Origin of the sequence: Gimesia chilikensis (assembly GCF_007744075.1) — a bacterium.
Lineage (GTDB): Bacteria > Planctomycetota > Planctomycetia > Planctomycetales > Planctomycetaceae > Gimesia > Gimesia chilikensis_A.
This window is the reverse complement of record NZ_CP036266.1, coordinates 7,607,415-7,631,302: the sequence shown is the minus strand read 5'-3', so window position 1 is coordinate 7,631,302 and position 23,888 is coordinate 7,607,415. Positions and strand designations below refer to the sequence as shown.

Below are 23,888 nucleotides of genomic sequence, written 5' to 3'. Positions count from 1 at the left end.
TAATGGGAACTGGCGAATCAAACTGGTTCCGCATTCGCATGCGATAAATAAACAGGTTGGCATTGATGACCAAAAAAATCGAGAAATCAAAGCTGAAAACGTTTCTGGCAGAACGGGCTGAGAAAAAACAGACTGAGTCCGAAACGCCTCGTTCCCGCCATAATGAAGTCCGCGATACGATCGAATCGATCATCATTGCGCTGGTGTTCGCTTTTGTTTTCCGGGCTTACTCGGCAGAGGCGTTCGTCATTCCCACCGGTTCCATGGCTCCCACACTCTACGGTCGGCACAAAGAGCTGTCTTGTCCTTCCTGTGGCGTCAAATATGCCGTCGGTGCCAGCGATGAACTGATTGAAAAGACAGAGTATTACCGCCCCGATTTAAAAGTGACCGGCGCGCTCTGTCCCAACTGCCGCTACTATGCTGATCTGCGGGAGGCGATGCCGTTTACCGGGGATCGGATTATCGTCAATAAATTCCCCTTTGAGTTCGGCGATCCTGATCGCTGGGATGTGATTGTCTTCAAATATCCGGAGGCGTCGCAGACCAATTACATCAAACGCCTGGTCGGACTGCCTGGCGAGGAAATCCAGATTTCCCGCGGCGATGTCTACGCTCGTAAAAGCGATCAGGAACCGTTTCAGATTCTCCGTAAAGACAACCTGGAAAAACAGCTGACGGTTCAGCAACTGGTCTATGATGATGATTATCCACCCCGCGAAATTCTGCAGTATGGCTGGCCCGAACGCTGGTCTCCCATGCAGCAGGTGGCCGCCGGCGAGACGAAGTTCCAGGGGCTGAGCAAGTCCAACTGGGTGATCGATCAGGAATCGCGGGCCTATCAGTATCAGGGTGAAGCACTCAAGCAGGCTGACGCCAAACTGGAATGGCTGCGCTACCAGCACGTGGTGCCGCAGACATCAGAGTGGGCTCTGCTCCAGGAAAACCCGGAACTGTTTCAGCAGTCGATCCTGTCCTCTCCTCCCCGGCCCCGGCTGATCAGTGATTTTACGGCCTACAACAGCTACACCGGGGGGACCACCGAGGGATATTACATCTACGACGCTGCCTTCTGGGTCGGTGATCTCACACTCAGTTTCGATGTGGAGATCGAGAACGCCGCAGGAGAACTGTTCGTGGAACTGATGCGCGGCGATCGGCATTACCGCGTCAAGTTTGATGTGAAGACCGGCAAAGCGACCCTGTATTACGTGGAAGATTATCCTAACCCCGAACCGGTGGAGACCGAATTAACGACCGTCGAAACCTCATTGCAGGGAGCGGGCGCCCATCAGATCATGTTTGCGAACGTCGATCAGCGACTCTGTCTCTGGATCGACGGGGATCTGGTAGAACTGCAGGGTAAGACCGAGTACAAGCCGACCGCGACGCACGATCCGCGGGAAGGCGACCTGGCACCAGCGGGAATCGCGGGCCGGGGGCTCAATTTCAACGTCTCCCATCTGCTGCTGCAACGGGACATCTACTACCGTGCGGATGAGTATTATCAGAAACTGGAAATTCCCGGCGAGCATAAACATCTCTGGGAACTCCTCTACGATCCGGCTGCCTGGAGTCGTGAGTATGAAGATCATCACCAGAAAGTCACGTTTGCACAGATGTCTGATGAAGAGTTCTTCGTGCTCGGCGATAATTCAGCCCGCAGTGCCGACAGTCGCCTGTGGGGCAATGATCGGGGGGCAGAACGTCGTCACGCCGTCCCGCGTACAGCCTTGGTCGGGAAAGCCTTCATGATCTACTGGCCGCATGGAATTCCGTTTATGAATGATGGTCACGGCTATTCACCCGATGTGGGACCGCTCAAGCGGTTTTTCTATCATCAGACGGCTCCCGGATCTTATCCCAAGGACCCGTATGCCAAGCTGTCATTCCCATTTTACCCCAATTTTTCCCGCATGAAACGCATTCGCTAAAGCCGGGGAATTCCGCTGAAAATCACTATTCAGCCAGATCCCCGAATGTAGTAAAATCCGCGTTCGTTTGTTTTCGAGTTGCAGTTTCGTCAAGGAGGACGGGTACGATGCCATTGCTGGAATGCGTCGGTCTGGTTAAGGATTATCCGGGTAAACGGGCCGTCGACGGCGTCGATTTTTTCGTGGAACGGGGCGAGATCGTCGGTCTGCTGGGCCCTAACGGGGCCGGTAAGACGACCACCTTCCGCATGGCCTGTGGAATGGTTGCTCCTACGAAAGGCCGTGTCTACCTGGAAGATACCGACGTGACTACCTGGCCCATGTACAAACGGGCGAGAAAAGGCATGGGGTACCTGCCTCAGGATGAGAGTGTGTTTGTCAAACTCTCGATTGAAGACAACATCTACGCTATCCTGGAGTTCCTCGACCTGAATCGCCGTCAGCGACGCGAGACCGTCGATCGACTGCTGGACCAGTTCGGATTGACCGCCAAGCGGAAGCAGATTGCTTCGACCCTCTCCGGAGGTGAACGTCGGCGTCTGGAAATTGCCCGCTGCCTGGCCAGCTCTCCGGAACTGATTCTGCTGGACGAACCTTTCACCGGGATTGACCCGGTTACGATTCATGATATTCAGGATATCATTGCCGACCTGCGCGACAGTGGGATCTCGATTCTGCTGACGGACCACCGTGAACGTGAGACGCTGACCATTACAGACCGCAGCTATATCATCAGCGCGGGACAGGTTCTCGTCAGTGGGGACGCGGAAACCGTGCTCAGCGACGAATCAGCCCAGGCGCTGTACTTTGGCAAGCGGTTCGACAAGGGCTCGATCATCGAAGGTCGCGAAGCCTTTGGAACTCGCGGATTTGAACGAGACGCTGCCTGAGAGCCTCTCAGAGAGGCTTCAGGCTTCTTCCTGATAGCGACCCGGCTGCCAGCGGATAGCAGCACGACCGATGCACATGGCGTCTGTCAGGCGATCCATACAGATTCCGGCGGCGGGTAACAGAATCAGGTCGCCGGGAGCGGCCGGTTCATATCCGTTCTGGCTGACTACCTGCTCCAGACGCGCCAGGATCGTGGGGATTGTCGACGAGATGGAATTGCCGTAGTTGGGCAGATTATTCAGGAAGTCGGCTTCGATCGGTACCTGTTTCGCGGCCGCAATCATTGCTTTGAGCAGCTTGCCACTGGGCTGATGCGGGGCAATCAGGATGCGGCCGGGTTCGTCGGCAACTTCGTGATATGATTTCAGGCAGGCATTCAACATGAAGTCAACGCCATTCAGGAATACCGATTCCCCGTCCATGTGCATCACAAGCTTATGCTCGGGCTGACCACGGAAGTCGAACATGTCGCCTTGTTCGGTCCAGAACAGAGGGACGTCGGGCTTACGGCGTTCTTCAGGAATGATTTCGACAGCGGTCTCTACATGCAGCAGTTCGTGTCCCGGTCCACGCCAGAGGGTGGTGCCGGTCGCACCGGCGGAGACAATGCCGCAGAACGCTTTGTCAGACGAATCGTGCCAGTGCTCGGGAGTTTCGACTGTGAGCAGCGGAATATGCACCCGTTCGGGGAGTTCCTGCAGCAGTTGTGCGGCCCGGTTCAGGAGCTGCACAAAGCCGACACAGCCATAGTTGAAGGGGATGAAGCGTTCTGTGGGAACACCCAGCTTTTCGGAAAGCTGATCGCAGAGCTGACGGGCTGACTGGTTATTGGTGTGTGAATGACAGAGCAGAATGGCCGGACAGTCGTTCCAGTCAAAGCCGACGCGGAACTGGAGTTTCTCCGCAATCGCGACCGCAATGTCCAGCGGACAGAGATCGGGCTGCAGCAGGCGGCGTGTCTCGATACCCGTAGAACGGCTAATGGCTTTCACGCTGGAAAACCCGGCCGTTACGCCCTGGTGAGAAAGGGTGTAGACACTTTCATTATCCAGTAATTCAAACAGATCCGCGTGATCTGCCAGATCTACAATATCTGTAAGTGCTAGTCCATTAATCTGCATAAAGTAATCCCAACCTAACTATTGCAGAAAGGGAATCCATAACCCCGCAATCGTCTGAGTATGCTCAACAATAGTTGAAAGTGCAATTGTATCTGTAGAATTGAAGATGTTTTTTTAAGAAGTCGAAATCGCTTTTTGGCGGGTCAACCTGACTCGATATGTCACTCAGTGCCTGAGTGTTCACAGATTCCAGGAAAGTACTGCCAGCAACGTCATCAAGGCCCCCATGATGATGATTGCTGTAAAGAAAAAACGTATCGAACGTTTGATAATAATTTCAGGAATCTCGTAACGGGTCGCATTATAAACCAGACTGATCACCGCCAACAGGGGAATCAGGTAAACTATCGCATTAACCTGGTTCGCAAATAGAAGTGAAACAGACATGTTGATGTGCCTTTTCTGGCTTATGTTAATATAGGGGATTTGGTTTAAATAGGTGCCTATGTTGTGGCGGGTGAAGGCTCTTTGTCGGAGGATGGCTTTTCTTCTTCCTCGTCTCCCTGGCCGTAGGCGGGGCCTTCAAACGCGTCCCAGATGGCCAGCAGGTTCAGGAGACCCGCGATCCAGGTAAACACGACGGCAAACTCATACCTTTTTCCCAGCTCTTTATTGATGTCATCCAGCTCACTTTCACTGAGGGGCATCTCGAACCAGTTCAGGAAAGGTCGTGGAATGCTCCCTTCAATGTGTCCGGTGTCGGTCCGCTGTCCCCCCTCTTTGCGAATGACCGCACATTCCAGGGCTCTGCGCTGATTTCCTCCCAGAGGCAGCCCGATTCCGATCGGATCCGCCAGTTCCAGGGGTTCAATCGGTTTTCCGTCCAGGGTGCCCTCAAAGGCACCTCTGACCTCAGGTCCGAACTCACCATCGATGGATTTCAGCCGGATGGTACCCTCCAGCGCGCCGCTGATGGTTTTTCCGTCATTGCCTCGATCCAGCAGTGTTCCCTCGAAAGAAGCTTCCAGCGGCAGATCCATCTGGTAAGGCTGCGACTGAAAATAGCCTGCATCCAGATCGTTGCGGGCCAGGTTGCCTGGCGCCGCCTGTTTATGGAACCGGGAGTTCTGTACCAGTGCGGGCAGCGCCGGCAGACCGACGCCGACCTGGGCAAAGTAACCCAGATTCCGCTTCCCCTGCCAGGACTGATAATAGACCGTTTTCCAGTCGCCCAGTGCCATTCCGCAGAAGAACGTACTCAGAATACAGAAGCAGTAAATCGCTCCTTTGAAGGTGCGGCCCTGGTAAAAGTGACCTGCTCCTGGAATCAGGAACCCGAGCACTGCAGCGACAGCCGGATTTTTTAATTCAATTTGATTTTGACTGTCAGCCATTCTGGGGTCCTCAGGCAGTTCCCTGGTCAAATCTGGGTTCGGGCAATTCGTTTCCGGATAGAGAATCTTAGTCTTATCTGGAGGAAATCAGAAGAGCGCTCTGAATGCATCCTCGTCTTGATTCTGTCTCAGGCGGGACTTTGTAGTGTATCTGATCCGGATAAACAGGACCAGAGTAACCTCAAGTCATTATATTTAAATGAGTTGAGGTATCTGGTCCTGACTGGGTTCTGGCCCGGAATCCCTGCCGGATTTACTGTGCACCCTCGGCCCGATTGGACCACCAGGGCAGGCTGATTCCACCATCAATCGTGGTGGTACCACCGGTCATGTAATCGGCATCGGGACTGGAGAGGAAGGTCACCAGTTTGCCGACTTCATTCGGGGTTCCCAGTCGTTTCCAGGGGATGTTTTCCGCACCGGCCTGCAACTGCTCATCGGTAAAGAACTTCCGCTCACCGGGAGTATCAATCCAGCCGGGATGAACGGTATTCACACGGATGCGATGCTGCGCGAATTCGATGGCAGCGGTACGTGCCATGTGGTCGATGGCGGCTTTCGCCATGTTGTAAGCGGCTGAGGTCGGAATCGCGATGACCGCATGCGGAGAACTGATGACGACAATGGAGCCACCTGAGCCCTGTTTAGTCATCTGGGCGGCAGCCGCCCGAACGCCAAAGAAGGCACCCCACATGGTCACATCGATGGTTCGTTTGAAACCTTCCATGTCTGCTTCCAGGATCAGTTCCCGATCGCTGTAGGCAGAGTTGGAAACGAACAGGTCAAGGCTGCCAAATTCTTCAACAGTCTTGGCCACAGCGGCTTCAACTGAGGCCTGATCAGAGACATCAGCCTGGACAGTGATGGCTTTCACGCCGTAAGAGCGGGCTTCTTCAGCTGCTTCTTCCGCTTCTTCGGGATGGGAGCGATAATTGATCGCCACATTGGCGCCTGCTTTGGCCATTTCAATCGCACATCCTCGACCGATGCCCCGAGAGGCGCCCGTCACGAGCGCATTTCGCCCTTCCAGTTTCATTGTGATCTTTTCCTTCGTGTTGATTGTCTCTAACAGGATAATGATGCCGGTAAACTGTATCAGCAGCACCGCCAGTCTGAGTTATAGCGACCGGGGACTCCGGTGGGAAGCCGCAGACCGGCTCTGAGAATGCCCCCGTAACTGGTGATTTTCGGGAGCCTTTCACCGGAATTCGCTTAACCGATCGATGCGAGCCGCAGGTTGCTGTAGTATCAATGTAAACGAGCGGCGTCCCAAAACAAAGAAAACCGAGGAGCAATCTCTGCTCCTCGGCGAAATCTTTATCTGGATTACTCTGGATCGAGGCGGGGGGGTAAGCCCCGGTTAGAGACTCAATCAGGCAGAGAAGCTGCTGCCGCATCCGCAGGATTTGACAGCATTGGGGTTATCGAAAGTGAAACCGCGTTTGTCGAGGCCTTCGTAGTAGTCTACGGTGGTACCGTCGAGGAACAGGCTGCTCTTCTTGTCGACAACGACTTTCACTCCGTGTTGTTCGGAAATGGTATCGTTTTCTTCGTTGTATTCAGCTGGTTCAACGAATTTGAAGTCGTATGAGAAACCACTGCAACCACCGGAAACGATCCCGATACGTAAGAGAGAATCTTCACTGTAATTGGAATTCTCTTTGAAACGCTTCAGTTCGTTGGAAGCATTTTCAGTAATTGTGACAGCCATGGAAAATAATCTCCAATTGAAAAAAGTCTGGTTGCTTGACCCGCGCATTGAGTTTATCGGCAAAAACAGGTCAAAAATCTGAAATTCACCACGGGTAGGAGCGAGCCTGTTTGCCGTTGTTGATCTCCTGTTATTATAGCAGGGTTTCGATCTTTTCCGAGACGCATTTTGCTCAGATCTCATCAAACAGGCGAGATTCGTCTTAAATATATTTATCGCAAAGCGGGACTCCTTTCAAGTGCTGAAATTTAAGGGTTTTGGGCATCCAGACCAGACTCTGGTAGCGAGACTCTTATTCGTATATGTGGAGCAATAAGTCTGGTATTGCATCGGGGGCACTGAACATCCTCTTTTGCACTTACGCCACTTCGGCGCTAAAATGTGAAGAGAAATTATCTTCTGAAACACATACTAAGGGCAGACGATATGAACACCGCGCGAGAAGTCATGCTGCTGAGTGAAATGGAACCTGGTCAGATGGCGGACAGTTTTGTCCTGCTCGTTTCCCGACAGCGTTCAAACACGCGGGACGGGAAGCCTTATTTTCGGGTCCAGTTCCGCGACCATGCGACAGTGGCCACCGCGATGATCTGGAGCGACACTCCCTGGTTTGAAGACTGTGAGACCAACTGGAGCGAGGGGGAGTTCTACAAAGTTCGAGCTCGCTACGAAGAAAGTAAGTACGGTCCGCAACTGGACATTGACCGCATTCGTCCAGTGAATGACGAAGACGCCGAGGATGGATTCGACCCCGGCCTGTATTTCAAACGCTCCCGTTTTTCCAGCGACGAAATGTTTGCAGAGCTGACGGACATTGCCCGCGAACAGATTACCGAGGAACCCTTGCGCGATCTGGTGCTGGACATTTTGGATGAATATGCAGACCAGATCAAAGTGATCGCTGCGGCCAGCAGAAATCATCATGCGTTCACCGGGGGCTTTCTGGAACATGTGCTCTCAGTCACTCGGACCGCCTGCTATCTGGCCGACAAATACAGGGACTATTACCGGGAGATGCAACCGCCGCTGAACAAATCTCTGGTGGTATCAGGGGCCATCCTGCACGACATCGGCAAGCTGAACGAACTTGATTACAAACCGCACGCCTCCAGCTACACACCAGCGGGACGATTGATCGGCCATATCCTGCTGGGCCGTGATCTCGTACGGGAGCACGCCCGAAAATTTGAGGAACTCAGCCCTGAGACACTGCTGCGACTGGAACATATGATTGTCTCGCATCAGAATCTGCCCGAATGGGGATCGCCTATCGCCCCGCATACCCCGGAAGCACTGCTGGTGCATTACGCAGATGATGTAGACGCCAAGTTCCACATGATGGCTACCACGCTGGAAAATATCCTGCCCGGAAACGAAGATGCGTTTTCCGGACGCGATAATGCCCTGCGGCGGAGTATCTTTCTGGGGCTGAAAACGCCAGAATAATAGAGAATTCATTCCAGGGCTGACGGGAGTTATCCAGAGCCTGTATAAGATCAGAGAAAAGAAAAGCGACGATGAAATTTACCAAGATGCACGGAGCCGGCAACGACTACGTCTATGTCAACTGTTTTGAAGAGTCCCTCCCTGAAGACATTGCCAGCCTGGCGATGGCGGTCAGCGACCGGCACAAAGGCATCGGATCGGACGGACTGATTCTGATCTGCCCGTCAGAAAAAGCCGACGCCCGCATGCGGATGTTCAATGCAGATGGCAGCGAGTCGGAAATGTGCGGGAACGGCGTGCGTTGTGTCGCGAAATACGTTTATGATCATGGGATCGCGAAACAGCAGACATTGAAGATCGAAACCGGGGCCGGTGTACTGCATCTGGACCTGGAACTGGCGGGAAGCCGCGTCAGCCAGGTGCGCGTCAACATGGGACATCCGATTCTCAAAAGTGCCGAGATTCCCACGCTGCTCCCCGGCGATCCTCCGGTCGATGCCGACCTGGATCTGGGCGATCAGAGCCTTAAGGTGACCTGTGTTTCCATGGGGAACCCGCACTGTATTACCTTCGTTGACGAACTCAACGATCACTGGGTGCATGGGATCGGACCGAAAGTAGAAGTGCATCCGATGTTCCCCAATCGGGTCAACGCGGAATTCATCGAAGTCGTCTCTCCTTCCGAACTGAAGATGCGCGTCTGGGAACGTGGTTCGGGCGAAACCCAGGCTTGTGGCACCGGAGCCTGTGCTTCTGCGGTGGCGGGCGTCTTGACGGGGCGGTCCGAACGAAATGTGCTTATCCACTTGCCCGGTGGTGATTTACGGCTCGAGTGGGCCGAGGCGGGAGAAGTCTACATGACCGGTCCGGCTGTCGAAGTCTACGAGGGGATCTGGACGGGGCCTCAATAAATGGTAGCCTGTCAGGAGCAGATGGACATTTTCCGGATCTGGTCTTGCAGTAAAATTATAGAACTGATAAACCTCGGCTTCTCTCATTCTCAATAATGAATTTCAATTCCAAACCCACTGCCAGAACGTCAGACAATCGGCTGTTGTCGGCGCTGCGTGAATTACATCCGGGCATGCCCATTGGATGGAAACTGCGGCTGCTGTTGATTTGCTGGAGTCTGTTTCTGATCGGCGGATTTTGTGTTGCGATTCGAATTCAGCCGGATCCGCGAGGCTTCGGTTCACATCAACAACTCGGTTTTGCACCCTGCGTCATCAAAAATCAATTCTCAATTCCCTGTCCCAGTTGTGGGATGACAACTTCCTTTTCACATTTTGTTCGAGGTCAGTTAAGTCAGTCTGCCCAGGCTAATACGTCCGGGTTGATTCTGGCACTGGTCTGTCTGGCTATGATTCCCTGGTCCTGGATCAGCGTGTATCACAGACGGCTCTGGCTGATCTCCAATCCTGAACTCTGTCTGCTCTGGCTGATCTGTGGTCTGACTTCGATCACCGTGATGGAGTGGGCTTTCAGGATGACATTTTAATACTTGCGCCGCGTCAGCGCGCGTGAGAACCCGCCTTTCAAATCAAATCTATCACAACAAATCTTAGCGGTTCATGCCAAGGATGGCTGAAATGATGCGACTGAAACAACAGATCGAAAGCAGACTCTCCACTCCCCGACGCTATTGCGTCGTGGTGCTGCTGGCGCTGGTCTGTCTGGAGGCCAGCGGATGTTCTCTGGGAGTAATGGCCGGAAAATTATTCTTTGGCGACCCCCTGGTCACCTGCGAATTTACCAGGCGGACCAATATCGATCTGTCGGAAGAACATAAAAAGGTCCTGGTGATCTGTTCGACTCCGGAATCAATCCGTTCTGATTATCCGTCCCTGAATTACGATCTGCTGGAACAGATTACTTACGATCTGAAGCGTCGGGAGATCGTGGTTCAGGATACCGGTGAAGTCGCGACCTGGCTCGATGACAATGGCGGCGTCTGGAACGACGTGGATCAACTGGCGGAAAACTTCGAGGTCGATTACATCATTCACGTCGACATCGACGAGTTCGATTACCGCGAGCCCAACAGCCCGAACCTGCTTCGCGGAAAAGCATACGGTACCGTCTCTGCCTATGAAGTGCAGGATGTCGACGGGTATCGCCGGGCACTGTCTGTCTTCGAGACCAACTACACCTCAGAGTTTCCGAGCCATATGCCGGTTTCGATCGAACAGGAATCTCCCAAAGTCTTCAGAAAGAAATACCTTGATCGCATCGCCGATCAGATTGGTCGCTTCTTCTATAACTACCATTCCAGTGAAGAAATTTACTGATCGTCACTTTCAATTTGGTACAGGACAGCAGACCAGAACATCAATTCGGAGTTGTGAAGGATCACACGATGAACAGTTTTTCGTTGAAACAACGTATTCATAAACGGTTTTTGCAGACAGTCAGCAAGCTGGCACTGGTACTGATATTGTGTACGACGCTGTCGGGCTGCAACTATTTCATCCTGCTGGGTTACCTGATCGGGGGGCCGCCATCGATTGAGCCGGACTTCGATGCCCAGACTTCAAAGTCGCTGACCGACAAGGATGTAACCGTTGCGATCGTCTGTTATGCACCACTGGAACTGCAGTACAACTTCGACGGCATTCACAACGACCTGGCAAAGTACACCACGTTCCAGCTGCATCAGCATGGAGTGAAGATGGTCAATCCGGATCGGATTCGTGCCTGGATGGATGAGAACCCGGACTGGGACAAGCCGGAAGAAATCGGCGAAGCCTTTGATGTGACATACGTGATTCATATCGAACTGCATAAATACAGTCTCTACGAAGAAAACAGTTCTGACCTCTACCGTGGTCGCGCCGAAGGGATGGTCACGGTCTATGAAATGGATGAAAACGGCGAAGGCGATAAACTCTACAGCAAAGAGATCACGTCCTTCTATCCGCTCAGGGCTCCGCGGGCGACCTCGGAAGTCACGTTCTCCAAGTTCAAGAAAGAGTACCTCTCGCGACTCAGCGATGAAATCGGCCGTCTGTTCTACGAGTACTACCGCGGCGACGACTTCACCCACGCGATCTGATTCGAGCTGAGTCAACTCTTGCATGTCTGCTTCTGAAGCGTTACTTTCAGAGCGATGAAGTGCGGGGCCATCGAGGTGCCCGCCGGTGAAAGACGTTGAGTTTCAATCAGAGTGACGTCATGTCGATCAGCAAACAGGAACTGGTAGAACGCAGTCAGGTGATCCTGGCACATGCCTGGATGGTGCGAACGTTTATCAAGCACTGCGATGAAGTAGACGATTACCCGGAGCTCATGGGAATCACGCGGGCTGTCTTTGATGCTTCGCGGGCACTGGAAACCCGCGTGGATGATCCGGACGCGTATCTCAAGATGCTCCGCAAAAAAATCAGTCGGCTCCGCAAAGCCACTGATCAGTTTGCACTGGATGCGCCGGAAGCATCACTGCATACCAACTTCGAGCAGGCCGTGATCTCGATGAAAGGCTGCACCCAGGCGCTCGAAGCATTGCTGGCAGACGTCGAAGAGTAATTCCGCTCGAGTCGGTTACTCTTCTTTGGTCGCATCCAGTACCGCGAGGAACGCCTTCTGGGGAATCTCGACCTGGCCGAACTGCTTGAGGCGTTTCTTGCCCTCTTTCTGTTTTTCCCACAGCTTGCGCTTACGGGTGATGTCACCACCGTAACACTTGGCGGTCACATTTTTACGGAGGGCTTTGATCGTCTCGCGAGCGATGATCTTTCCGCCAATCGCGGCTTGAATCGGGATTTCAAACTGGTGCTTGGAGATCTCCTCTTTGAGCCGCTTCGCCAGACCGCGTCCACGACGCTCGGACTGTGAGCGGTGCACGATCGTGGAGAGGGCATCAACGCGTTCCCCTTTGACGAGGATGTCCATCTTGACGAGGTCGGCTGCGCGGTAGCCGATGATATCGTAGTCCATCGTACCGTAACCCTTAGTCGCGCTTTTCAGGCGGTCGTACATGTCGTAGACGATTTCCGCCAGCGGCAGTTCGTAAACCAGCTGTGCCCGGTTGGTTCCCAGGTACTCGGTATTCTTGTAGATCCCGCGGCGGTCGGAACAGAGCTGCATGATGGTGCCGATGTTCTCTGCAGGCAGGATGAAATTCACCAGCGCGATCGGTTCGCGGAATTCTTCGATGCGGCTTGCATCGGGAACATCCTGCGGGTTATCGAGGTGTAAAACTTCGCCGCTGCGCTCCAGGATTTCGTAAGTTACGTTGGGCGCGGTCTGCAACAGGTCGATATTGAATTCCTGTTCCAGACGCTGCTGGATGATTTCCATGTGCAGCATGCCCAGGAAGCCGCAACGGAAGCCGAAGCCCAGAGCGTCACTGGTTTCTGGTACGAAACTGAAACTGGCGTCATTGAGGCTCAGCTTCTGCAGCTCTTCACGCAACTTTTCAAAGTCGGTGGCTTCGATAGGATACATTCCGCAGAACACCATCTGTTGTGGAGTCTGGTAACCGGGCAGGGGGGCAGCCGGCAGTTTTTTGGGGTCGGCGATGGTATCCCCCACGTGAACCTGGCTGAGTTCCTTCGCACCACTGACCAGGTAACCTACCTGTCCGGGCCCCAGCGACTTGACGGCTTTCATGTGCGGAGTGAACTGGCCGATCTCGATAATATCCAGCTTGGTACCGCCTCGCATCAGGACGACCGTCTGGCCTTTTTCTACCGTTCCCTGGACCACACGGACGTAGGTAACGACACCGCGGTAATGATCGTACTTGCTGTCGAACACCAGTGCCTGCAGTGGCGCACTGGGATCTCCGCTCGGAGGGGGGATGCGTTCGACGATGGCATCGAGCACATCTTCAATGCCGATTCCGCTCTTGGCACTGACTTTGAGTGCTTCTTCGGGGTCGAGGCCGACGACCGATTCAACTTCCTCCAGCACTTCGTCGATACGAGTCACGGGCAGGTCGATTTTGTTGACGACCGGAATGATCGACAGGTCGGCGTTGATACAGGCGTAGGCGTTCGCGACGGTCTGGGCCTGCACACCCTGAAAGGCGTCGACGAGCAGCAGCGCGCCTTCACAGGCAGCTAGGCTGCGGGAGACTTCGTAGTGGAAGTCGACGTGACCGGGGGTGTCGATCAGGTTCAGCTCGTATGTTTCACCTTTGTATTTGTGGTGAATCACCACCGTGCGGGCTTTGACCGTAATTCCGCGTTCCTGTTCAATCTGCAGGTCATCCAGAATCTGGTTTTTGAATTCCCGCTCCGTGATGGCGCCGGTTTTCAGGAGCAGCTGGTCGGCCAGCGTACTTTTCCCGTGGTCAATATGTGCTACGATCGAAAAGTTTCGGATCAGACGGGGCTCAGTTGCCATAAAGGTTTCTCGGTTTCCTGTCGTTCAGACCGCCCGGCGTTTAGTGTACCGGGCACGTTTTAATTTTATTCTGCTTTGAGGCAGGCCAGTCGCGCACAGCCGGCGACGCCAATGTATCCGGCGTCTGCTCCGAGTTCTGCGTAGTCGATGATCGTGTTCTCGTAGGGAACCGAGAACGCGCGTTGTTGGACCTCTTCCCGGATGCGCTGTAGGAAACGGTCTCCCTGGGCTGTACCCTTGCCTCCGAATGTCACTGCACCGCCGAACAGAACCATGTCCGGATCGATAGTGTGCATCAGGTTTGTCGTGCCGACTCCCAGGCAGCGGGCGGATTCCATAATCAGCTCGGTTGCCAGTTCGTCGTTTTGTTCTCCGGCCTCGGAGATCAGCAGGGGAGTCAGTTCCTGGCCCTGCTGCAGCATGTCATTCAGGACGGACTCGCGACCGGCGTCCAGCTGTTCCTGGCAGCGCTTCACCAGGGACGTGCCACCCGCATAAGCTTCGAGTGTACCATATTGTCCTGAATCACATAACCGTCCGTCATCCATCTGGATGACGATGTGTCCGCATTCGCCCCCGTGTGAGTGACGACCTTCAATGATCATTTCATCTATAATAATACCACATCCAATGCCCGTGCCCAGTGTCCAGAACACCAGACTATGTGCCTCACGGGCACCGCCGATCCAGTATTCTCCATAGGCGGCCGCGTTCGCATCGTTCTGGTAGATCGTCGGTTTGCCGCCGTAATGATCACAGACGGTCTGGCGGATCGGAAAACCTTTCCAGGTCGGAAGATTCGGCGGATCGACCAGTTTGCCCCCGGGAATATCCATCGTACCGGGAGTGGCGATACCGATGGCTTTGATGTCGTCCATTGTCAGCCGACAGTCAGCCAGGGCATCGTCGATGGCCTGGTAGATGTTTTTCAGGCCCGCCTCAACGCCTGAAGGGACATCGGTGCTCGTTTTACAGAAGGCAAGTGTCTGGCCGGCATCATCAACGATACCGACCTTGACGTTCGTACCACCGATATCAATGCCGACAAAATAAGGTTCTTGAGGCTTTGTCGGTTTCATGTTGCCTGGGGTTCCTCTGTTTTTCTCTGGAATTCTGGAACGACTCTCAAACGTGCCCCGAATGAGGCTGGGGCAGTCTCAATCATTGCCTTGAAGACGTAAGTTGATTGTGGCAGGGGAAAACAGCAATCGACGTCAGTTCAGAGGGAGGTCCGGATACACGTGAGAAGTATAGCCGAGCAGGCAGGGGGGATGCAATCATCAGCACGGCATTTCAGGCATGAGAGCGGGCTCAGAAGAACTTTGCAGAAAATCAGTGCCGGCCCGGGAAAGAACCTTGGCGCCCTGTCTGATTTGGGACAGGATGAAATATCGACTCGCTTACCTGCCTCCCCGATTCAACCTTGAGGTCACAATATGCTACGCCGCTTCGTCTGCTCCGCTTTGCTCCTTCTCTGTGGATTCTGTTTCTCCAGTACCCTTGTCAGCCTGCACGCCGCTGAAAAAACAGCGCGGCCGAATATCGTGCTCTGCATGACCGACGACCAGGGCTGGGGCGAAACATCCTTTAATGGGCACCCCGTAATCAAGACGCCGCACCTGGATGATATGGCGGCCTCTGGTCTGCGGCTGGACCGCTTTTATGCAGCAGCGCCCGTCTGTTCGCCTACTCGAGGCAGTTTTCTGACTGGACGACACCCGAACCGCTTCGCCTGCTTCAGCTGGGGACATACCTTACGTCCGCAGGAAGTCACAGTCGCTGAGGCGGTCAAGTCTGCTGGTTACACGACCGGTCACTTCGGGAAATGGCACCTCGGTTCGGTGCAGGCTAACAGTCCTGTCTCTCCGGGGAACAGCGGCTTTGACGAATGGGTTTCGAGTCCGAACTTCTACGAAAACGATCCTTACATGAGCCATAACGGAATGGTCGAGCAGCTCAAGGGAGAAAGTTCTCGCGTCACCGTCGATGCGGCACTCGACTTCATGAAGGGGGCTCAGAAAAAAGAACAGCCCTTCCTGGCGGTCATCTGGTTTGGTAATCCGCATCTGCCCCACGAGGCGGTGGACGAACTCAAAGCCCTGTATCCCAATCAGGATCCTGCTTTCCAGAACTATTTTGGTGAAATCAGCGGCGTCGACCGCGCGATGGGACATCTGAGAAGGCAGCTCCGCGATCTGGGACTCGCAGAGAATACACTGCTCTGGTTCACCAGTGATAACGGTCCCCGACCTCCCCAGTTCAAAAAAGACGGACCCCGCTCTCAGGCGACCGGCGGTCTGGCAGGATATAAAGGAAACCTCTGGGAAGGGGGCATTCGCGTGCCGTCGCTGATCGAGTGGCCAGCGGTCATCAAGAAACCGGAAACCTCAGACATGCCCTGCGGCACCATCGACATCTACCCGACAGTGTTAGCCGTAACCGGTGCGAAGGTCTCACATCAGCCCACGCTGGATGGTGAAAGTCTGCTGCCCCTCATCGAAGGACACAAAATGTCCCGCGACAAACCAATGGGCTTCTGGACCTACCCCATCAAAGGGCACCCTAAACGCAGCACGGATATTCTACTGGCGCTACAGAAACAGCAGTCTCCCGGAAAACCCAATCCGCCCGGACCAGTTCCGGATGCCGATGCCGGCAGCCTGAAAACACTGTATTCCCAGGATAAACTTCCGGGTTCTGCTGCACTGATCGACGGCGATTATAAAGTCCTGAAAATGGAAAACAAAAAGGGAACGCCGAAATTCACCCTGTATAACCTCAAACAGGATCCGTCCGAACAGCATGATCTGTCGAAACAGGATCCGCAGCGGTTCAAGAAGATGAAAGCCGCCCTGGAAGGCTGGCAGCATTCGGTGGTCGACAGCCTGAATGGCAAAGACTACGCCGATTGAGTTGCGTCACCTTGCGGAGGAAACGCTGAAAATTCCGACTCCCAGCCGCCGTGCGATTGCATTTGGTACACTGGATTGACCATAATCGATTTTATAAACATTCATAAGGAAATCGAAGGCGGCACCGTCTTTGCAGACGCAGTCGCTTTACCTGCCTGTTTCCGTATCAGCTTACCTGTCATCCACGATAGAGGAACATTATGAACTCTGGACTTTTTAAACGTCTTTTCTGTCAGGCCTGTTGCGCCCTGCTGCTGTTGACAGTCGCCCTGGGCAGCTCCGTCTCCGCTGAAGATGCCAAGAAGGTACTCAAAGCCGGGATTATCGGCCTGGATACTTCGCACGCGATTGCCTTTACCAAGATGCTGAATACCGGCAACCCGGAAGGGGATCTGGCTGGCTGTCGAATCGTCGCCGCTTATCCCAAGGGAAGCCCGGACATTGAATCCAGTGTCTCTCGCGTTCCCGGCTACACGAAGCAGGTGAAGGAAATGGGCGTGGAAATCGTCGATTCCATTCCCGCACTGCTGGAGAAAGTCGATGTGGTCTTCCTCGAAACAAACGATGGTCGCCCGCACCTGAAACAGGCACTGCCAGTTCTCCAGTCAGGCAAGCCGGTCTTCATCGACAAGCCGATTGCTGCTTCGCTGACCGATGCCGTCGCTCTGTTCGAACTCTCCAAAAAATACAATACTCCGATGTTCTCCTCCTCATCACTGCGGTTTGCCAAGGGCGCACAGCGTCTGCGGAACGGCGAAGAGGGAAAGATCATGAAGGCCAGCACCCACAGCCCCTGTTCGCTGGAAAGCACGCATCCCGACCTCTACTGGTACGGGATCCACGGTGTCGAAACTCTGTTTACCGTCATGGGACCTGGTTGTGAGTCTGTCACCCGTACAGTCAGCAACGCTGATCGGGATGAAGTCGCCGGCAAATGGGCCGGTGGTCGTGAAGGGCATTTCGCTGGTGTCCGTAAGGGAACCCCTAAAGGTTATGGCGGAACCGCAGTCGGTAAAAACGGTGAAGTCGCCGTGGGTGGTTACGACGGTTACAAGCCACTGCTGGTGGAGATCGTAAAGTTCTTCCGCACCGGCAAGCCGCCTGTGAGCCCTGAAGAGACGCTGGAAATCTACGCATTCATGGAAGCTGCTGACGAAAGTAAACGTCAGGGGGGTAAAGAAGTCACCCTGGCAAGCGTCATGGAAAAAGCTGAAAAGCAGGCTGCGAAGAAGCTGGCCAGGCTCGATGTGGCTGACTCCGGTGCTTCAGAATCAGATAACAAGCTGACTGCAGCTGAAAAAGCTGAAGGCTGGAAACTGCTGTTCAACGGCGAGAACTACAAGGGCTGGATGTGCAGCAACGGTAAGAAGATCGCTGCCCCGATCGAAAACGGCGCTCTGGTGCCTTACAAGTCGGGTGGTTACCTGATCGTCTACAACAAAGAATTTGGTGATTTCAAATTCAAGTGCGATGTCAAGATGCCTGAAGAGTGCAACTCCGGAATCTTTTTCCGCGTGGGTGATCTGAAGAACCCCGTGCAGACCGGCTTCGAAGCGCAGGTCTTAAGTGGCGACGGCACCGGTATGCACGATTTCGGTGCGATCTATGACCTCGTATCACCTGCAAAGAATCTGGCCAGTGCACCTGGCGAATGGACTCATTTTGAGATTACCTGCAAAGGTCCGCACATCAGCGTCGCCGTGAATGGAGAAGTGGTTGCCAAACTGAATGCAGATGAATGGACTGAGCCGGGCAAGCGTCTGGATGGTTCTGCGCACAAGTTCAAGGCGGCCGTCAAAGACTTCCCGCGGAAAGGTTACATCGGTTTTCAGGACCACGGACACAAAGTCTGGTATAAGAATGTAAAGTTGCTGGAACTGTAAGCCGAAACTAAACTCTAAACCATCAAAGTAAAATCCCGCCACCTGAGAGCGTGTTGTTCTCAGGTGGTTTTTTTTTGAGTATTCAAAAGCGTTGAAATCGGATTGAGACATCAGGAAACAGGCTGGGAGATTCTGCTGAAAAGACCTGATGCGCGGTGCAATTAGATGCATTACGCGTCGGTTCTCAGCATTGAGAATCGCGGAAAAGGTGCTGAATGAACTACGAATCGAGCTTTTCTGATACAGAATGGAAAATGATCCAATTTGTTCCCTGCTTTCACTACAAAACGGGGGGGATCTGTGTAAAATAGCCGCGAATTATTGGGCACTAGAGATCTTGCGCCTATAAAACCAGCAAGCACATTGCAGAAATGCCCTTAATCGGATTTGTACAGCATTCAGGTGGTGATTGATACCACATCAGGCGAGTCAGTCAGAAACACTCGTTGCATTCAGGTTCATAATTCAATGATTACAATTAAAAAAGGTCTGGATCTGCCCATCGCAGGTGAGCCTTCCGCTTTGATCGAAAACGGGCCACAAGTTCGATCAGTTGCTTTGATCGGCCCGGACTATATCGGTATGAAACCGACGCTGGCTGTTGAAGTCGGTGATACCGTTAAAAAAGGTCAGTTGCTGTTCAGCGACAAAAAGATCGAAGGCGTCATCTACACCGCTCCCGCCGCCGGGAAAGTGACTGAAATCAACCGCGGTGCTAAACGCGTTTTTCAATCCCTGGTGATTGAACTCGCCGGCGAAGAAGAAGAGACCTTCACTTCTTATGAAGAAGGTCAACTCGCCAGTCTGACTCGCGAGCAGGTCACCGAGAACCTGCTGCAGTCTGGACTCTGGACCAGTCTGCGGACCCGTCCTTACAGCAAAGTGCCTTCGCCCGAATCGACACCGCATTCGATCTTTGTGACCGCTATCGACACCAGCCCTCTCGCTCCGCCACCGGAAGTGGTCTTGAGTGAAGAGCCCCGCGCATTCTCTCAGGGGCTGCAGGTCCTGAAGGCATTGACCGAAGGCAAGCTCTATCTCTGTAAAGCACCGGGAACCAATCTGCCAGGCTGCGAGCTGGATTTTGTGACGGTTGAAGAATTCGGCGGCCCGCACCCCGCAGGTCTCCCCGGCACACACATTCATTACCTCGATCCGGTCAGCGATAAGAAAACCGTCTGGTACATCAATTACCAGGACGTGATCGCGATTGGCAAACTCTTTAGCACCGGTCAGCTTTACAACGAACGCGTGATTTCCATCGCGGGTCCTGTGGTTAAGAATCCGAAACTGGTGAAAACCATCATGGGAGCCAGTCTGGCTGACCTGACAGACGGCAACCTCGAAGAAGGCGTTGATCGGGTGATTTCCGGTTCCGCTCTCGCCGGCCGAACAGCCGAAGGCCCGTTTGCTTACCTGGGCCGCTATGCATTGCAGGTTACCGCGCTCAAAGAGGGAACACACCGTGACTTCCTGGGCTGGATGGGCCCCGGATTCAATAAGTTCTCGGTCGTGCCTGTATTTGCTTCTTCCTGGACCGGTAAAGGCAAGAAAGTGCCTTTCACTACATCCACCGAAGGCAGTAAGCGAGCCATGATTCCCATCGGCACTTATGAAAAAGTGATGCCGCTGGATATCCTGCCGACCTTCCTGTTGCGGGCACTGATTACGGAAGACACCGAACAGGCAAAACTGCTGGGATGCCTGGAACTGGATGAAGAAGACCTGTCGTTGTGCACGTTTGTCTGCCCGGGCAAATACAACTACGGATCACTGCTGCGAGACAATTTGACCAAAATTGAAATCGAGGGCTGATACAGTGTTGGCCCGGGAAGGGCTTTGACTGTGAAACTCGCCAAGCCTTCACTGAGTGTGATTGTAAGCCGGATAACTCAATTTGTTTTGAAAGATGTCAGCCTGACTGATCGCTCTGAAACGTATTCGTTTCGGCTCGCAGTCAGAGACAGTCAAAGTTGCTGATGGCCCGCCTGAGCCTGATTCAGGGGCTGTCAAACAGGAAAGATAAACCTCGAAATGAAGCCGTTACGAAATCTTCTTGATAAGATGCACCCTCTCTTCGATAAAGGGGGTAAGTTCGAGAAGCTTTACCCACTTTACGAAGCGCAGGATACCTTCCTGTATACGCCGGGTGAAGTGACCAGTGAAGCCTCTCATGTGCGCGACTCCATCGACTTGAAGCGCATGATGAGTATGGTCATTGTGGCTCTGTTGCCCTGTGTGTTTATGGCACTTTATAACACCGGGTATCAGGCCAATGCGGCGATGAGTACCATGGGCATCGAATCGGTACCGGGCTGGCGGGGTGCGATCATGTCCTCGCTGGGCGTAGTTCCCGATGCGAACAGCCTGCTCTCCAACCTGGTGCATGGGGCACTTTACTTCCTGCCCGTTTATATCGTCTGTATGGCGGTAGGGGGGGCCTGGGAAGGTCTGTTCTGTATCGTGCGGCGTCACGAAATCAACGAAGGCTTCCTGGTGACCGGGATGCTTTTCCCGTTAACGCTGCCTCCCACAATTCCCCTCTGGCAGGTTGCACTGGGCATCAGCTTCGGGGTGGTCGTCGGTAAAGAAATCTTCGGTGGTACAGGGAAAAACTTCCTCAACCCCGCATTAACAGCACGTGCGTTTCTATACTTTGCCTATCCGGCACAGATCGTGGGTGACACAGTCTGGACTGCCGTTGATGGCTTCAGTGGTGCTACTTCACTGGGGCAGATGGCCACCGCTGCTCCCGAAGTCGGCATGAAAGCAGTCACCAATCCCATCTCTGAGGGAGGCCTTGGTATCTCCTGGTCGCAGGCGTTCCTGGGAACCATTCAGGGGTCCATGGGTGAAACTTCAACTCTGGCCTGTCTCCTCGGAGCGATCTTCCTGATCCTGATCGGCGTTGGTTCCTGGCGTGTGATGGCGGGTGTGCTTGCCGGATCGATGGGCTTAGCCACACTGCTCTGGATGATTGGCAGCAATACCAACGCGATGTTCGCCATGCCTCCGCAGTGGCACCTGGTTGTCGGTGGTCTGGCCTTCGGTCTGGTCTTCATGGCGACCGACCCGGTCTCCGCAGCGATGACCGACACCGGTCGCTGGTTATATGGAATTTTGATTGGGGGAATGACAATCCTGATTCGGGTCGTCAATCCTGCGTATCCAGAGGGGATCATGCTGGCGATTCTGTTCGGCAACGTCTTCGCTCCTCTGATTGATTATTACGTGGTTCAAGCAAACATTAAAAGAAGGTTGGCGCGAAATGTCGCGTGATTCAATAGGTTTCACATTTATCGTATCGGCCACGTTGTGTGTGGTCTGCTCGATTCTGGTTTCCGGGGCTGCGGTCGGATTGCGCAGCAAGCAGGAACTGAATAAAGAGATCGAACGTAAAAAGAACATCCTCTCCGTGGCGGGCCTGATCCAACCAGGTGATGACGCGAAGAACGTCATGAAGATTTATGACGAGCGGGTTGAGGGGATTATCGTTGATCTCGACTCAGGTAAAGTCGTAACCGACGACAAGGAACTGTTCCCCAATCCTGCGGAATACGACCAGAAGGCGGCAATCGACAATCCCAAGCTGAGCACGGCAATCGAGCCCAGCAAGGACATCGCCGGGATCAAACGTCGCGAAAACTATTCCTGGGTCTACCTGATCAACGATGAGAACGGTCAGCTGACTCAGTATGTTCTGCCCGTCCGCGGCAAAGGTCTCTGGTCTACCATGTGGGGCTTCCTGGCTCTGCAGACCGACCTGACCACCGTGCAGGGTTTGACCTTCTACGAACAGGGGGAAACACCCGGGCTGGGTGGTGAAGTTGATAACCCCAAGTGGAAGGCACAGTGGAAAGGCAAAGAAGTCTACAACAAAGACTTCCAGCCCGATATCGAAGTCATTAAGGGGAGCGTCAATCCGGAGTCCCCCAATGCGGAACATGAAGTGGACGGCCTCTCGGGAGCCACCATTACCTCTCGCGGCGTAACCCACCTGCTGGATTTCTGGCTGGGTGACCTAGGATTTAAGCCTTATCTCGAACAGGTTCGGGAAAAGGAGGGAAAGTAATATGAATTCACGACAAAAAGAGGTTCTGACCGGACCGATTTTTAATAACAACCCGATTGCGTTGCAGATCCTTGGAATCTGTTCCGCTCTGGCGGTAACAACCAAGATGGAGACCGCACTCGTGATGAGTATCGCGGTAACCCTGGTGACTGCCTGCTCGAACGCCGCAGTCGCTTCGATTCGTCTGCAGATTCCCGGCAGTATCCGCATTATCGTGCAGATGACGATCATCGCCTCACTGGTGATTCTGGTCGATCAGTTCCTCAAGGCATTCGCCTTCGGAATCAGCAAGCAGCTGTCCGTGTTTGTGGGACTGATTATTACCAACTGTATCGTGATGGGGCGTGCCGAAGGGTTCGCGATGAAAAACGAGCCAGGCATCAGCTTCCTGGACGGGATTGGAAACGGGCTGGGTTACAGTGCAGTCCTGATGCTGGTTGCCTTCTTCCGGGAACTGTTCGGATCCGGCAGCCTGTTTGGAGTTACCATTTTGAAACTGAGTCGCGAGGGTGGCTGGTATGACGCCAATGGCCTGATGTTATTACCTCCCAGCGCGTTCTTTATTATCGGTTTCACCATCTGGGCCTTAAGAGCCTGGAAGACCGATCAGGTGGAGGAAGCATAACATGTTAGAGCATTATCTGAGCCTGTTTATCAAGTGTCTGTTCGTTGAAAACCTGGCACTGGCCTTCTTCCTGGGAATGTGTACCTTTCTGGCCGTTTCCAAGAATGTGAAGACCGCCTTCGGTCTGGGGATCGCTGTGGTTGTCATTCAGACGATTACTGTTCCCGTCAATAACATCATCTATCAGCACCTGTTGAAGAAGGGCGCACTGGCCTGGGCCGGTTATCCCAATGTCGACCTGACCTTCGTCGGTCTGATCTGTTACATCGGCGTGATTGCGGCGATGGTGCAGATCCTGGAAATGACCCTCGACCGGTTCGTTCCCGCTCTCTACAACTCGCTGGGGATCTTCCTGCCGCTGATTACCGTGAACTGCGCGATCCTGGGGGGAACCCTGTTTATGGTAGAACGAGACTACAACTTCCCCGAAAGCTGCGTCTTCGGTTTCGGTTCCGGTGTCGGCTGGGCACTGGCGATTCTGGCGCTGGCAGGTGTGCGGGAGAAAATGAAATACAGTGATGTTCCACCGGGATTACGCGGTCTGGGCATCACCTTTATTACCGTTGGACTGATGGCGATGGCCTTCATGGCTTTCTCCGGTATCCAGCTCTGA

22 protein-coding genes are annotated in these 23,888 nt (G+C 53.8%); 15 read left to right on the top strand and 7 right to left on the bottom strand.

Annotated features, from left to right (window positions below):
* Positions 1-65 precede the first annotated feature (65 nt).
* Positions 66-1,934, top strand: coding sequence for a signal peptidase I (gene lepB / locus HG66A1_RS28985; RefSeq protein WP_145192603.1), 1,869 nt, complete (start codon positions 66-68; stop codon positions 1,932-1,934).
* A 107-nt stretch (positions 1,935-2,041) separates the two neighbouring features.
* Entirely contained in the window at positions 2,042-2,824 is a 783-nt protein-coding gene (lptB, locus tag HG66A1_RS28980; RefSeq protein WP_145192600.1) for an LPS export ABC transporter ATP-binding protein, read from the top strand.
* Between the two features lie 18 nt (positions 2,825-2,842).
* On the opposite strand, the gene HG66A1_RS28975 is transcribed toward lptB, so the two are convergent.
* The 5 genes from HG66A1_RS28975 to HG66A1_RS28955 all read right to left on the bottom strand — a co-directional run bounded on the left by HG66A1_RS28975 (position 2,843) and on the right by HG66A1_RS28955 (position 6,991).
* Positions 2,843-3,946: a hypothetical protein gene (locus HG66A1_RS28975; RefSeq protein ID WP_145192597.1), complete on the bottom strand. Its 1,104-nt coding sequence runs from the start codon at positions 3,944-3,946 to the stop codon at positions 2,843-2,845.
* A gap of 180 nt (positions 3,947-4,126) precedes the next feature.
* Positions 4,127-4,333 carry a hypothetical protein gene (locus HG66A1_RS28970; RefSeq protein ID WP_145115004.1) on the bottom strand — a complete coding sequence of 69 codons (207 nt, stop codon included), beginning with the start codon at positions 4,331-4,333 and terminating at the stop codon, positions 4,127-4,129.
* Between the two features lie 56 nt (positions 4,334-4,389).
* A complete protein-coding gene (locus tag HG66A1_RS28965; protein WP_145192594.1) occupies positions 4,390-5,280 on the bottom strand; it encodes a DUF6677 family protein in 891 nt (296 codons plus the stop codon).
* Between the two features lie 253 nt (positions 5,281-5,533).
* Positions 5,534-6,316, bottom strand: coding sequence for an SDR family NAD(P)-dependent oxidoreductase (locus HG66A1_RS28960; RefSeq protein ID WP_145192591.1), 783 nt, complete (start codon positions 6,314-6,316; stop codon positions 5,534-5,536).
* Positions 6,317-6,652: 336 nt separating this feature from the next.
* On the bottom strand, positions 6,653-6,991 hold the full coding sequence (locus tag HG66A1_RS28955) for a HesB/IscA family protein (protein WP_145045069.1): 339 nt from the start codon (positions 6,989-6,991) through the stop codon (positions 6,653-6,655).
* A gap of 426 nt (positions 6,992-7,417) precedes the next feature.
* Here HG66A1_RS28955 and HG66A1_RS28950 point away from each other — a divergent pair, with 426 nt between their 5' ends.
* From HG66A1_RS28950 to HG66A1_RS28925, 6 genes are all read left to right on the top strand, one after another.
* The gene (locus HG66A1_RS28950; protein ID WP_145192588.1) at positions 7,418-8,437 is read left to right on the top strand and encodes a 3'-5' exoribonuclease YhaM family protein; all 1,020 of its coding nucleotides are present in this window, start codon (positions 7,418-7,420) and stop codon (positions 8,435-8,437) included.
* A gap of 71 nt (positions 8,438-8,508) precedes the next feature.
* Positions 8,509-9,348, top strand: a complete 840-nt coding sequence (dapF, locus tag HG66A1_RS28945; protein ID WP_145192585.1) for a diaminopimelate epimerase — start codon at positions 8,509-8,511, stop codon at positions 9,346-9,348.
* Positions 9,349-9,521: 173 nt separating this feature from the next.
* Positions 9,522-9,935, top strand: a complete 414-nt coding sequence (locus HG66A1_RS28940; RefSeq protein ID WP_197993707.1) for a DUF2752 domain-containing protein — start codon at positions 9,522-9,524, stop codon at positions 9,933-9,935.
* A 91-nt stretch (positions 9,936-10,026) separates the two neighbouring features.
* Positions 10,027-10,725, top strand: coding sequence for a hypothetical protein (locus tag HG66A1_RS28935; RefSeq protein ID WP_145192577.1), 699 nt, complete (start codon positions 10,027-10,029; stop codon positions 10,723-10,725).
* Between the two features lie 68 nt (positions 10,726-10,793).
* The gene (locus tag HG66A1_RS28930) at positions 10,794-11,489 is read left to right on the top strand and encodes a hypothetical protein (RefSeq protein WP_145045058.1); all 696 of its coding nucleotides are present in this window, start codon (positions 10,794-10,796) and stop codon (positions 11,487-11,489) included.
* A 119-nt stretch (positions 11,490-11,608) separates the two neighbouring features.
* On the top strand, positions 11,609-11,959 hold the full coding sequence (locus HG66A1_RS28925; RefSeq protein WP_145192574.1) for an amidohydrolase: 351 nt from the start codon (positions 11,609-11,611) through the stop codon (positions 11,957-11,959).
* A gap of 15 nt (positions 11,960-11,974) precedes the next feature.
* On the opposite strand, the gene lepA is transcribed toward HG66A1_RS28925, so the two are convergent.
* Together lepA and HG66A1_RS28915 are read right to left on the bottom strand one after the other, a co-directional pair.
* On the bottom strand, positions 11,975-13,783 hold the full coding sequence (lepA, locus tag HG66A1_RS28920) for a translation elongation factor 4 (protein ID WP_145192571.1): 1,809 nt from the start codon (positions 13,781-13,783) through the stop codon (positions 11,975-11,977).
* 65 nt (positions 13,784-13,848) lie between these two features.
* Positions 13,849-14,862 carry an ROK family protein gene (locus tag HG66A1_RS28915; RefSeq protein WP_145192568.1) on the bottom strand — a complete coding sequence of 338 codons (1,014 nt, stop codon included), beginning with the start codon at positions 14,860-14,862 and terminating at the stop codon, positions 13,849-13,851.
* A gap of 357 nt (positions 14,863-15,219) precedes the next feature.
* Here HG66A1_RS28915 and HG66A1_RS28910 point away from each other — a divergent pair, with 357 nt between their 5' ends.
* From HG66A1_RS28910 to nqrE, 7 genes are all read left to right on the top strand, one after another.
* The gene (locus HG66A1_RS28910) at positions 15,220-16,695 is read left to right on the top strand and encodes a sulfatase-like hydrolase/transferase (RefSeq protein WP_145192565.1); all 1,476 of its coding nucleotides are present in this window, start codon (positions 15,220-15,222) and stop codon (positions 16,693-16,695) included.
* Between the two features lie 200 nt (positions 16,696-16,895).
* Entirely contained in the window at positions 16,896-18,578 is a 1,683-nt protein-coding gene (locus HG66A1_RS28905; RefSeq protein ID WP_145192562.1) for a family 16 glycoside hydrolase, read from the top strand.
* Positions 18,579-19,046: 468 nt separating this feature from the next.
* Positions 19,047-20,393 (top strand): Na(+)-translocating NADH-quinone reductase subunit A, encoded by a 1,347-nt coding sequence (locus HG66A1_RS28900; RefSeq protein ID WP_145192559.1) that lies wholly within the window; start codon positions 19,047-19,049, stop codon positions 20,391-20,393.
* Between the two features lie 219 nt (positions 20,394-20,612).
* A complete protein-coding gene (locus tag HG66A1_RS28895; protein WP_145192555.1) occupies positions 20,613-21,857 on the top strand; it encodes an NADH:ubiquinone reductase (Na(+)-transporting) subunit B in 1,245 nt (414 codons plus the stop codon).
* Positions 21,847-22,650 (top strand): Na(+)-translocating NADH-quinone reductase subunit C, encoded by an 804-nt coding sequence (locus HG66A1_RS28890; protein WP_145192552.1) that lies wholly within the window; start codon positions 21,847-21,849, stop codon positions 22,648-22,650. Before HG66A1_RS28895 ends, HG66A1_RS28890 begins: the two co-directional genes overlap by 11 nt.
* Before the next feature lies 1 nt (position 22,651).
* Entirely contained in the window at positions 22,652-23,275 is a 624-nt protein-coding gene (locus HG66A1_RS28885) for an NADH:ubiquinone reductase (Na(+)-transporting) subunit D (RefSeq protein ID WP_145192549.1), read from the top strand.
* Between the two features lies 1 nt (position 23,276).
* The gene (nqrE, locus tag HG66A1_RS28880) at positions 23,277-23,888 is read left to right on the top strand and encodes an NADH:ubiquinone reductase (Na(+)-transporting) subunit E (RefSeq protein WP_145045036.1); all 612 of its coding nucleotides are present in this window, start codon (positions 23,277-23,279) and stop codon (positions 23,886-23,888) included.